Source organism: uncultured Erythrobacter sp., from assembly GCF_947499705.1.
GTDB lineage: Bacteria > Pseudomonadota > Alphaproteobacteria > Sphingomonadales > Sphingomonadaceae > Erythrobacter.
The window spans coordinates 877,245-889,024 of the sequence record NZ_CANMPJ010000001.1 but is presented as its reverse complement, the minus strand read 5'-3'; the positions used below and the strand labels follow the sequence as shown (position 1 = coordinate 889,024).

The following is an 11,780-nucleotide window of genomic DNA, read 5'->3' as shown; positions in this document are numbered from 1 at the left end:
GATCAATCGATCTTCTGCATGATTACAGAGGCGTTGGTACCCCCGAAACCGAAGCTGTTATTGAGGACTGCGCGGACGTCACGCTGCCTCGCCTTTAGTGGGACTAAGTCAATACCTTCAGTGCCTTCGTCGGGATTGCGAAGATTGAGTGTAGGCGGAACAACACCGTCGCGCATGGCGAGAACGCAGAACACGGCCTCGACCGCGCCAGCACCGCCAAGCAAGTGCCCGATTGCCGACTTGGTCGAGCTCATGGACGCTCCGCCGAGATCATCGCCCAGCACACGCTTTACCGCAGCAAGCTCAATCGTATCGGCCATTGTCGAGGTACCGTGCGCGTTGACGTAATCGATATCGCCGGGGCCGAGGCCCGCTTTCTTGAGCGCCATTCGCATTGCCAGTTCAGCGCCCTTGCCTTCGGGGTGCGGGGCTGTGACGTGGTAAGCATCGCCCGAAAGGCCATATCCGGTCACTTCAGCATAGATTGTTGCTCCGCGTGCCTTCGCCCGCTCATACTCTTCCAAAACGACGACACCGGCGCCCTCGCCCATCACAAAGCCGTCACGGTCCCTGTCATAGGGACGGCTCGCCTCGATCGGGCGGTCATTCATGCTCATGTTGAGAGCGCGCGCCTGAGCGAAACCTGCGATCCCGAGCGGATTGATGGTGCTTTCCGCCCCGCCCGCCAACATCACGTCGGCATCGTCCATCGCGATCATACGTGCGGCATCGCCGATCGAGTGCGCGCCGGTGGAACACGCGGTCACGACAGCGTGGTTCGGCCCCATGAATCCGTATTTGATCTGCACCTGTCCGGTGACGAGGTTGATCAGGCGGCCATGCACAAAGTGCGGCGAAACGCGGGTTGGCCCGCGCTCATGCAGCACGATGCTTTCACTCTCGATCCCAGGAAGACCGCCGATACCTGCGCCGATCGAGCAACCGGTGCGCTCTTTCTCCGCGTCGGTCATGTCGGTCAGACCGGCGTGCTCGAGCGCCTGTCCGGCGGCATCGATGCCGTACACGATGAATGGATCAACTTGGCGCTGAACCTTGTGATCGACGCGCTTGTCAGCGTCGAAGCCCCAGGGATGGTCCTTGCCCTTCACTTCGCAAGCAATGGTGCATTTCTGCCCCTCGGTATCGAAGCGGGTGATCTGTCCGGCACCGCTTTCGCCTGCAATCAGGTTTTTCCAGCTGGTTTCGACGTCCCCGCCAAGAGGAGTGACGAGGCCAAGCCCGGTTACAACCACACGCCGCATTCGAATCCCTTTCGTCTCCTGCGCCTACGCCGCGCGTTCGCGGCAAAAACGCTACAGGCCCGCGACCCTGTTCGGGCTCGGGCCTGTTGGTCAGTTGCCCGCGGAAAAGCGGGCATCCGATGGGCAATCAGCCCTTGTTGTCTTCGATATATTTCGTCGCGTCGCCGACGGTGGTGATTTTCTCAGCCGCATCGTCGGGGATTTCGACACCGAATTCCTCTTCGAACGCCATCACCAGTTCGACGATGTCGAGGCTGTCAGCGCCCAGATCATCGATGAAGCTCGCATCCTGAGCTACCTTATCGGCTTCGACGCCAAGGTGCTCAACGACAATTTTCTGCACGCGGTCGGCAGTATCGCTCATGTGTGTCCCTCTTGAATTGGGGGTTAAGAATTGGCTCTCGCCCTAATCAAGGGCGCGATTGAGCGCAAGTGGTGATCGAATTGCCGCAACAGGTCAGTCGAACAACGCGGTTGCATCGCGCAGTTCAATATCGCCCCGAAACGCCAACGAACGCTCGATCATGTATTTATGCCATGCACCGAACATAACAAGGGCGTTCAGGCCCTGTCCGCTGATCGAATCGAGCGCGGTGTTGATCAAATCGGTGTGCGCGCGGTTGATTTTCGTCCAGCCGCCGGAACCGAGATCACCGTCGAAATATATCTGGTACGGGGTCTGCGCCTGCTGCACTTGAACATCGTATTCAGGCGTGTGGATAAATGCCGGATCATCGCCGCGACCACGCACTTTGTTCGAATATTCTGCCCGCGCTTCCTCGTGCTCTTCCCATTGTGAAGCGCGCGCCGGATCATTTTCGATAGCTTTGAGAGCAACACCGCGATCATCGGCAATCTTCTGCGTCCAGCCAGCCGTGCCGAGCATTTCGAAATCCATTTCGCGCGAAAGCGGGAAAACGACATCGGTGTATTCGGGGAATACCCGGGCACGCGGCTCGGTCACTTCGCCGGTTTCGGCAAAGCCGCGCTTGGCCTCTCCGATCCGGTCCGGCGGAATTTCGGTCAGGATTACATTGGGTTCGGCGCGGCGCACGGCTTCGCGCAGCACATCCAGGGAATAGGCGCTGCTGGTGCGATGGGTGCGGTGGATCACGCCCAGTACGGTCACCTTCGTAAGCTGGTCACCGGAGAGCGTCTCGGACGGCGCGCAGCCGGCAAGGGTCTGGCCTGCTGCACTAACGCCTGTAGCAGCGGCGAGGCCTCCGAAAATTGCAGAGCGGCGGGTGGTTCTCATGCCTCTTGTTCGCCCTGCTCCCATCTCCGGTTACGCCTTCAAGGATCTTTGTGGCTTCAAAGCCATTTCATTCAGCATTCGTCAGATCGGTAGTTTCTGGCGACGCCGGTGCCTCGGCGTACCGACTTTCCAAGAAATCCTTGCGCCGCGCGAACTGAGCCTCTGCTTCGATCCGGTTGGCAACGCGCTCAAGCGATTCCGCCGTCATCCATTTGCCAGGTTCGATATTCTCAGCGCGCTGATAATATGTCTTCGCTAGAGCGAAGTCCCTCCGGCTTTCGTGACACAGGCCAATGTTAAACAGGACGGAGACTTGTTGCGGATTGTTCGCCTCTAACCCTTCAAAAACCTCACACGCCGCTGCTGCATCGCTTTTCGTCAATTTGAGGCCCTGCTTGAAGAGCTTGCGATCCGCCTTCTCAAGCCCCTTGCGACGCTCCAGCAACCTGTAGTCGGAGCGGAAGTACCGCGGAGCCAACGCCCACCTTGTGCGCGTTGCCAAAGCGCCAGCCAGTCTATCGGTCATGCGCTGGACTGATGGCCTCGATTCCTCGTCTGTGCAGTAATCTGTCGAGCTCGAATCTTCGTCGCGGACGGAATAGAGCACCAGCCCATCCGAACCGATCAGTTCGATATCGTAGCGCAACGACACCTCGTAACTGCTGCAACTGTAATAGGAGACCTTGTTGCGGATACAGTCGCCATCGTCATCTTTCTCCGCGCATGTTGTGACCTTTTTGTCATCCAACTCGGTGATCGATGAGCTGCTATCGGCAGAGCCACGAAAGGTCGCATCGACATATTCGGCAGAAGTCGGGACGATCTCGAACCATTGCTCATCATCCAGACGAAGGCCGTCGATCGCCTCTTTCAGCTCAAAGGCGACTTTCGACCCCTCCGTGCCGTCCATCCTCTCAACAGCGATGGTCTCAATGCCCAGACCTGCATCGCTGCTCGCAGGCGAAAACCCATCGGCCGCGATCACTTCTGCTGTCGCGCTTGTGCTGATCAAACCCATGCTGCCCACAACTGCACCAGCAAGAAATTTGCGAAAATTCATCATCTTTGCCCCCGAAGACGTCCGTTTGATAATGTCGGAAGGTCCGCGTGAAGGCCAGCTGAATTGCGCGACGTTCCACCGGATCGAAGTGCGCTCAGGCGGGCTTAAAGCGCGATTTCGGCCCATCGCACCTGATGAACGCCCTAGCGAACCGCTCGGACCTTTTCCGCGCCTCACCCATTAAGTTATTGTAAGCGCGGCGCAATCAGCGTCCGCTACACACAATAGCAACCCTATCAAGGAGACCCATGACTAACACTGTTGAACTGCTGAAAGACCTTACCCAAACCACTTACGATTCTGTCGAAGGCTATCGAAAGGCCGCCGAGAAGGTCGAGAGCCCGACCATCAAACAAGCGTTCTCCCGCCGCAGCGGCGATCGAGCGCAGATACTCAACAAAATGAACGACGCGCTGCAGGCGAAGGGCGAGCAACCCATCACCGCCGTCAGCATCGAAGGTTCGGCCCATCAGACCTTCCTTTCGATCGCGAACGCGCTGACCGACAGCAACGAAGCCGCGATTGAGCGCGTGGAAGAAGGCGAAGAATACCTCGCCGAGAAGTTCCGCGACGCACTCACGGATGAGGATGTCGAGCTCGACCCGGATACGCGCACGCTGATCGAAACGGCCTATCGCGATGTGCGCGAAGGCGAACGTTTCGCGGACATGCTGGAAGAGCAATACGCGTAACATGGACAGCGCGTTGAGTGCCCGCCCTACTGGGGAGTGAGGCGACGCGCGCTCCGCGCTTCACAACATAACAATAAAGTTCCTCACAACTGGGGCGCTCGGACTATTCCGGGCGCCCATTTTGTTGTGCGGATCAGCTTTCGGTCGTGGGTTTAGAGTCAGTTTTTGGCGGCTCAATTACACGGATCTGCAATTCGCGCAGCTGCGGCAGTTCGGCCTTGGACGGCGCGCCCATCATCAGGTCTTCGCCCTTCTGGTTCATCGGGAAGGCGATGACTTCGCGGATCGCTTCTTCACCGGCGAGCAGCATGACGATCCGGTCAATCCCAGGCGCCGACCCGCCATGCGGCGGCGCGCCCAATTTGAACGCTTCGATCATGCCGGAAAATTCGCGGTCCACGGTTGCCTTGTCATAACCTGCGATCTCGAACGCCTTGTACATGATATCCGGGCGGTGGTTCCGGATCGCGCCTGAAGACAGTTCATAGCCGTTGCAGACGATGTCGTACTGCCACGCCTTGATTTCGAGCGGGTCCATAGCCTCCAGCGCTTCCATCTCGCCCTGCGGCATGGAGAACGGGTTGTGACTGAAATCGACCTTCTTGGCATCTTCGTCATATTCGAACATCGGGAAATCGACGATCCAGCAGAACTTGAAACAGCCCTGCTCGATCAGTTCCAGTTGCTCGCCAATCTGCGTGCGGGCGGCACCGGCCAGCTTGGCCGCGTCCTTTTCCTTGCCCGCGGCGAAGAACAGGCCGTCATCCGGGCCGAGACCAAGCTCGTTGTAGAGCTCTTCCATCCGTTCAGGGCCATGGTTCTTGGCGATCGGGCCGCCGAACTCACCGCCCTTGCGGGTGACATAACCGAGCCCGGCGAAACCTTCACTGCGCGCCCAATTGTTCATATCGTCGAAGAACTTGCGACTCTTCTCGTTGGTCTTGGGTGCGGGGATCACGCGGACACAGCCGCCGCCGCCAACGATCTTTTCGAACAGGCCGAAGCCCGATTTCTCGAAATGGCTTGTGACATCGCTGATAATAAGCGGGTTGCGCAGGTCCGGTTTGTCGGTGCCGTATTTGAGCATCGCTTCGGAATACGGAATGCGCGGGAACTCGCCGACCGGTGTTACGCGCTTGCCACCCGCAAATTCAGCGAAAAGCCCGCCAAGCACTGGTTCCAGCGCCTGAAAAACGTCTTCCTGTGTGACGAAACTCATCTCGAAATCGAGTTGGTAAAATTCGAGGCTGCGATCGGCGCGCAGATCTTCGTCGCGGAAACACGGCGCGATCTGGAAGTAGCGGTCAAAGCCCGACACCATCAGCATCTGCTTGAACATCTGCGGCGCCTGCGGAAGCGCATAAAAATTGCCCGGATGCATCCGACTTGGCACGAGGAAGTCACGCGCGCCTTCCGGGCTGGAAGCGGTCAGAATCGGGGTCTGGAACTCGGTAAAGCCCTGCTCGACCATGCGGTTACGGATCGAGGCGATCACCTGGCTACGCAGCATGATATTGCGATGCATCGTCTCGCGGCGCAGATCCAGGAAGCGGTATTTGAGGCGGATTTCATCGGGATAGTCCTGCTCTCCAGCGACCGGCATCGGCAACTCTTCTGCCGCGCTTTGCACCGTGATGGAGCGCGCAAACACTTCGATCTCGCCGGTCGGCAGGTCTGCATTCACGGTCTCAGGCGTGCGTGCCTTCACATCACCATCGATAGTCACGACTGACTCGGCGCGCAGGCTTTCGAACACCGCCAAAGCGGGCGAATCCTCATCCGCTACAATCTGGGTGATGCCGTAGTGATCGCGCAAATCGACGAACAACACGCCGCCATGATCGCGTTTCCGGTGGACCCAGCCCGAAAGGCGAACGGTTTCGCCGACATTTTCAGCAGAAAGCTGTGCGCAGGTGTGCGAGCGATATTGGTGCATAGTCATGTGAGTAGGTTTCATAAATTAAGAGGTGATTGGTTCGGCGCGGCGTCTAGCGGCTCACCCCATTGTCGTCACCCCTTTTGCACCGACTTGTGTTCCGAAGAACAACTATGATCCAGTTTCGACCGTTTCCACGCTTCTTATTGGGGCAGACATTTTTCCCGGAGGTGCGGCATGCGCAAAATCTTTTCGATCGGTTTCCTGTTACTGGCACTGAGCGGTTGTGATACCCGCGACCCGGCAGCTCCGGCTGATGGCACAGAATCCACACCGCAGGAAACAACGACAGATCTTGCCGAACCTGAAATGGATCTTTCTGATGCCGGCTTCATTGATGCCAGCCGTTGTATGGCCGCGGAAGAGCGTTTGGCGACGCTGTATGGAGTGATTGCCGAATTCGAGGATGATCCTGGAAGGAAGTCAGAAATAGAAGCTCTCGCTGCTGCCTCGCAGTCCTCGAGCGAAGAGTTCGGCGTGCTGATCGACCAAATGGTCGCCGCCCGCCCTCTCGACGAAGCAACACGGAAAAATATCTCCCAGAAGGTTGCGAGCGACATCGAAGCGATTGAAGCAAACGAGGACATTATGGAAGTCGGCGAAGGCCTGGCGGAAATCACAGACCAGTGCGATCAGGACTACGTTTCGGTAGACGTGGAACAATAGACCTATGCGGCATAACTCGGCCAGCGTCCCGGAACGCAAATCTAGACATCTGTGGGCATCGCCCGCCAACACCTAAACTCTTTCCCTTTTCAGGGGTACAACGCTATGCGCGCGGTCGCTGCACTGGCGCTGCGATTCCATGGGATTCATCCCGAGAGCGGCACTCCGCTCAAACAAACGAAGTTGATATGAAAATACATGATCTGATTACCACTACCGACGCTTTGGCCGATTTGTGCGAGCGTCTTGCGAAGTCCGAATTCGTCGCTGTCGACACCGAATTCATGCGCGAGAACACATACTGGCCTGAACTGTGCCTGGTCCAGATCGCCAACACCGAAGAAGCCGCCGCCATCGATCCCCTGGCCGAAGGCATCGACCTGACGCCATTGCTCGATCTGATGTGTGAGAATGAGGAAGTCCTCAAAGTCTTCCATGCAGGCGGGCAGGATGTTGAGATTATCGTCAACCTGACCGGCAAGACGCCCTTCCCGATCTTCGACACACAAATTGCAATGATGGCGATCAGCCAGTCAGAGCAAATCGGCTATGCAAACCTCGTCGACACATGGCTCAACATCCAGATCGACAAGGGCGCGCGCTTCACCGATTGGAGCCGCCGTCCGCTCACTGATAGGCAGATCGAATACGCGATTGGCGATGTGACGCATTTGTCGAAGATCTTTCCCAAGATCCTCAAGAAGCTGATCAAGACCGGCCGTGGCGCTTGGCTCGACGCCGAGATGGAGAAGCTCGCGGATGCTTCGAACTATCTGATCGATCCCGATACATCGTGGAAACGCATTCGCTCCCCCGGGCGGAATGCGCAGGTTCTCGGACGACTCAAGGCGCTCGCTGCATGGCGCGAAGGCGAAGCGCAGCACAAGAATATCCCGCGCGGACGGATCATGCGCGACGAAACGCTGGCAGACATCGCCAGCCATCCGCCCAAGAAGCAAGCCGACCTCGCAAAGGTCCGCGGCCTTTCGGCGGCGTGGAGGGACAACGATATCGGAAAACGGATGATGCGGGTCGCGGCCGAGGCAGAACCTCTGTCGAAGTCGGAAATGCCCGAGAAAATGAAGCGCGGCGCGCCGCTCGGCAAAGAGGGAGCGTTGGTTGCCGACCTGCTCAAGCTGCTGCTGAAAATCCGCGCCCGCGAAATCGACGTGGCAGCGCGCCTTCTAACGCGTGCGGATGAAATGGAAGCGCTTGCCGCCGGTGTCCGCGACCTCAAGGTCCTTAAGGGCTGGCGCTATGACGTGTTCGGCAAGGACGCGCTGGAACTGGTCGAAGGCAAGCTCGCCTTTGCGGTGCAGGACGGCAAGCTCAAGATGACCCACATCGACGACATGCAAGCCAGCATGGAAGAAGCGCTGGCTGCGGAATAGGCGCGTGAGCACCTACCTCCCTACGATCAAGCAGCTGCAGTACCTCGTCGCGCTGCACGAACATGGCCATTTTGGCAAAGCCGCCGATGCCAGCTTCGTGTCGCAATCGACGCTGTCGGCAGGCATTCGCGAACTGGAATCGCTGCTCGGCGTGACGCTGGTCGAACGCAGCCGCCGCGTGGTTCGATTTACATCGCTGGGCGATCAGGTGGTGGCGAAGGCCAACCGGCTGCTGCGCGAGGCCGAGGAACTGTCGGACCTTGTCCAAGCTGCTGGCACGCCGCTGTCCGGTATGTTGCGGATGAGCGTGATCCCGACAATCGCACCTTTCATGCTACCGCGCATCCTGCCGCGCCTGAAGAAAGAGCGCCCCGATCTGCAATTGATGTTGCGCGAGGAAACCAGTCAGGATGCGGTTGAATCGCTCCAGCACGGGCGAGTCGATTGCGTGTTGCTTGCCCTTCCCTTCGATACCGGCGAGGTCGAGGTTGAGCACATCGCCGACGACCGCCTGTTCGTCGCCTTTCCGAAGGATGATCCGCGCGATCCGCCTGCGCAAATTCCGCCGGACATGATCGACCAGGGGCGTTTGCTGCTGCTTGAAGACGGTCACTGCCTGCGCGATCACGCATTGGCCGCCTGCAATCGTTCCGAATTGCGTTCCAGCGCGGCGATGATCGGCACCAGCCTGCACACTTTGGTGCAATTGGTCGATAATGATCTGGGCCTGACGATGTTGCCTGAAATGGCGCTCGATGCCGGGATATTGGCGGGAACTGAAGTCGTCGCCCGTCCGGTCAAGAGCGACACGGCCAAGCGTGAGATCGTGCTGGTTTGGCGGAAAAATTCACCGCGCGAAGCAGACTTCCGATTGCTGGCCGAGGAATTGCGCGCCGGTTGAACGCGTCAGTTTTCGGCAAGCCCCCACCCTACCGCGTCAAATTAGCTAGGGTCCAAGCCGCTCCAGAATTGCTATCGCAAGTGCTCAAGATCAGCGCGCTTCAAGCCATGGAATAGCCGTCCAGAAAAAGACCTGCGGGCTATCAAAATATTTGGCGGCGCCAGGCGAGGAGCACAGCGATGGCCGATTACGATCCGCGTGATTTGAACAAACAACTGGCCGACATTTCCAAGCAGCCAGAACCGGAATTGCGCGGTAGCCCAATCACGCCCGATCGATATTTCTCCAAGACCTTCATGGATGAAGAGTGGGACAAGGTTTGGACCAAGACCTGGCAGATCGCCTGTCTGGAACGCGAGCTGCAAAACAAAGGCGATTACACGACAACATCACTAGGACGGGAACGTATCCTCTGCGTTCACGGTGACGACGGACAGATCCGCGCCTTCTACAATGTCTGCCAGCATCGCGGTCTGGAACTGATGAAGGACGAAAGCGGCAACGCCAAACGGCTGGTATGCCCCTATCACGCTTGGGCCTATGACCTGAAAGGCACGCTGAAGTCCGTCCCTGACGAGGCCGATTTCGTTCAGGGCAGCCCCTGCGGGAAACTCAATCTGGTCGAGATGCAGTGCGAAGTTTGGGCAGGCTTTGTATGGTACAATATGGACGATGATTGCGTGCCGCTACGCGAGTATCTCGGCCCGATTGCCGACCAGATTGACACATATCCCATGACCGATTTTCGCCGTACCCATTGGGTGACGGTCGAAGGCGATTTCAACTGGAAGTTGGTGCAGGACAATTTCAGCGAATCCTACCACGTGCCGTTCGTCCATCCGGGCGCAGTCCACACGCTCGAATACGGTCGCGAAGGGTGCCAGTTCGATCACTACCCGCAAGGCCATTGCCGCATGTTGATGCCGGGCGGAGGTCCGGCTGCGGCGCTCAAGGGCGGTGAGAAAGAAACGCTGGAGAAAATGGCGGGTGAGATGGAGTTCTGGGAGCTCAATCCAGACGATTATCGCGGCGGTAGAACCTGCAACATCCGCAAGGATCTGCAAAAGGCCAAGCGCAAGCTGGGCGCAGAAAAGGGGTATGACTTCTCAACCTATCACGACGAGCAACTGACCGATAACTGGCACTACACGATCTTCCCCAACCTCTCGTTCAGCCTGAAGCCGGAAAGCAATATCTGGCTGCGTGCCCGCCCGCACCCGAGCGACCCGGAGAAGTGTTTGTTCGACATGTGGTTCATGGTGCTCTTCGCCAAAGGTCAGACCGAATATTACTCCTATGTGATGGGCGAGACGATCTCGACCGAGGCCGAAGTGCCGCACATGCAAGGGCCTGCTGATCAGGTCACAACCGGCCCTGCGATCGACGAGGATCTGGAGATATGGCCGCAGCAGCAACGCGGCCTGCATTCGCGTGGGTACAAGCGCGATTACCTTGCCTCGCAGGAAAGCCGGATGCGATATTTCCATGAGACGCTTGATACATGGATGGCGCGCTAGAGCCCTCTGTTCCAACGCACGAAAGGTCTCAACGATGAGCCGTTTGGAAGATGTCGCCGACAAGCTTGAATGTATAGAAGTTGTCGCGCGGATGGCGCGCGGGATCGACCGCTGCGATGCCGAGATTGTGCGGGATTGCTTTCATCCCGGCGCAACCGATGATCACGGACTGTTCAAGGGCACCGCAGCCGACTTCATCGAGTGGGTGATGCCTGTGCTCGACACGATGAAGCGCACTCAACACGTCATCGGACAGTCGATCATAGAATTGGATGGCGACCGCGCATCTGGAGAAAGCTATTTCGTCGCCCACCACACCATTGCGACGCCAGATGGCGATGTCCTGATGATCGCGGCTGGTCGCTATCTGGATCGCTTCGAGCGGCGCGACGGCGTCTGGAAAATCAGTCATCGCCACGCCGTCTATGATTGGAACAGCACCCAGCCCTGCACCGATGGCTGGGACCGCGATGATCCCGAAAACCCAAGCGATTATGGTGTGCGCGGGTCAGGCGATCTGTCTTATGCGCATTTGAGAGGCGCTGGGTGATCTGCGCCGCGTAGGTACATTTATTTGGGTGGCTTTCTCGACGGCTGCTGGCCCATTGATTGAACTTCAGATTAGAGTGGCTGGCACTCCTCGATCGATTGCTGGAGCAATGCCCGCATAGAAAAACGGGATGTTGTCTTCGTTACCGTTTATGGCTCGTCCACGAACCTTTGACATGACGCACAGGCCCACGCTCGCGTCTTCTTTGCCCATGACAAGCACGAATGGGTCCTTCTCGTCACCACGAAGATAACGTCCACCGAACTCGCGGCGAGCTACCTCGAATACGTAGGCCGAAATCAGAAAGTGAAGATCGTCAGGCAATTCCTGACCGTGACAGTGAACATTGTCGAGCAAACGATCAACCTCATCCAACGAGGCTGAACTGTAGTCGAGACAACTTCCATCGATTGGTGCATCTGGTTGCGAAAAGGCGCGAACAAAGTCTTCCGCTTGCCACTGCATGCCTTGTTCGATGCTCTCAGGCATCTCGCTTGTGGCTGGCGCGTTCTGTTTATCGCCGAACAGTTTTCTGAAAAATGCAGCCATA

General features: G+C 57.8%; 12 protein-coding genes. 6 read left to right on the top strand and 6 right to left on the bottom strand.

What is annotated here, in order from left to right:
- Positions 1 to 2 precede the first annotated feature (2 nt).
- The 4 genes from fabF to Q0837_RS04125 form a co-directional block, all read right to left on the bottom strand.
- On the bottom strand, positions 3 to 1,262 hold the full coding sequence (gene fabF / locus Q0837_RS04140) for a beta-ketoacyl-ACP synthase II (RefSeq protein ID WP_298465638.1): 1,260 nt from the start codon (positions 1,260 to 1,262) through the stop codon (positions 3 to 5).
- Positions 1,263 to 1,389: 127 nt separating this feature from the next.
- Entirely contained in the window at positions 1,390 to 1,626 is a 237-nt protein-coding gene (locus tag Q0837_RS04135; protein WP_298465636.1) for an acyl carrier protein, read from the bottom strand.
- A gap of 93 nt (positions 1,627 to 1,719) precedes the next feature.
- Positions 1,720 to 2,517: a hypothetical protein gene (locus Q0837_RS04130; RefSeq protein ID WP_298465634.1), complete on the bottom strand. Its 798-nt coding sequence runs from the start codon at positions 2,515 to 2,517 to the stop codon at positions 1,720 to 1,722.
- 67 nt (positions 2,518 to 2,584) lie between these two features.
- Positions 2,585 to 3,580 (bottom strand): hypothetical protein, encoded by a 996-nt coding sequence (locus Q0837_RS04125; protein WP_298465632.1) that lies wholly within the window; start codon positions 3,578 to 3,580, stop codon positions 2,585 to 2,587.
- Positions 3,581 to 3,825: 245 nt separating this feature from the next.
- Between Q0837_RS04125 and Q0837_RS04120 the strand changes: the two genes are divergently transcribed.
- Positions 3,826 to 4,269, top strand: a complete 444-nt coding sequence (locus Q0837_RS04120) for a PA2169 family four-helix-bundle protein (protein WP_298465629.1) — start codon at positions 3,826 to 3,828, stop codon at positions 4,267 to 4,269.
- A gap of 133 nt (positions 4,270 to 4,402) precedes the next feature.
- On the opposite strand, the gene aspS is transcribed toward Q0837_RS04120, so the two are convergent.
- The gene (gene aspS, locus Q0837_RS04115) at positions 4,403 to 6,205 is read right to left on the bottom strand and encodes an aspartate--tRNA ligase (RefSeq protein WP_298469766.1); all 1,803 of its coding nucleotides are present in this window, start codon (positions 6,203 to 6,205) and stop codon (positions 4,403 to 4,405) included.
- Between the two features lie 177 nt (positions 6,206 to 6,382).
- On the opposite strand from aspS, the gene Q0837_RS04110 reads away from it, so the two are divergent.
- The 5 genes from Q0837_RS04110 to Q0837_RS04090 all read left to right on the top strand — a co-directional run bounded on the left by Q0837_RS04110 (position 6,383) and on the right by Q0837_RS04090 (position 11,230).
- A complete protein-coding gene (locus Q0837_RS04110) occupies positions 6,383 to 6,871 on the top strand; it encodes a hypothetical protein (RefSeq protein ID WP_298465627.1) in 489 nt (162 codons plus the stop codon).
- A gap of 188 nt (positions 6,872 to 7,059) precedes the next feature.
- Positions 7,060 to 8,262 (top strand): ribonuclease D, encoded by a 1,203-nt coding sequence (gene rnd, locus Q0837_RS04105; protein ID WP_298465624.1) that lies wholly within the window; start codon positions 7,060 to 7,062, stop codon positions 8,260 to 8,262.
- 4 nt (positions 8,263 to 8,266) lie between these two features.
- On the top strand, positions 8,267 to 9,163 hold the full coding sequence (locus tag Q0837_RS04100; protein WP_298465621.1) for a hydrogen peroxide-inducible genes activator: 897 nt from the start codon (positions 8,267 to 8,269) through the stop codon (positions 9,161 to 9,163).
- 179 nt (positions 9,164 to 9,342) lie between these two features.
- Complete coding sequence (locus tag Q0837_RS04095; RefSeq protein WP_298465619.1) at positions 9,343 to 10,680, top strand: aromatic ring-hydroxylating dioxygenase subunit alpha; 1,338 nt, start codon at positions 9,343 to 9,345, stop codon at positions 10,678 to 10,680.
- A gap of 34 nt (positions 10,681 to 10,714) precedes the next feature.
- A complete protein-coding gene (locus tag Q0837_RS04090; RefSeq protein WP_298465616.1) occupies positions 10,715 to 11,230 on the top strand; it encodes a nuclear transport factor 2 family protein in 516 nt (171 codons plus the stop codon).
- A 66-nt stretch (positions 11,231 to 11,296) separates the two neighbouring features.
- Here the strand turns inward: Q0837_RS04090 and Q0837_RS04085 are convergent, their stop codons facing one another.
- A complete protein-coding gene (locus Q0837_RS04085; RefSeq protein WP_298465613.1) occupies positions 11,297 to 11,779 on the bottom strand; it encodes a hypothetical protein in 483 nt (160 codons plus the stop codon).
- Between the last annotated feature and the right edge of the window lies 1 nt (position 11,780).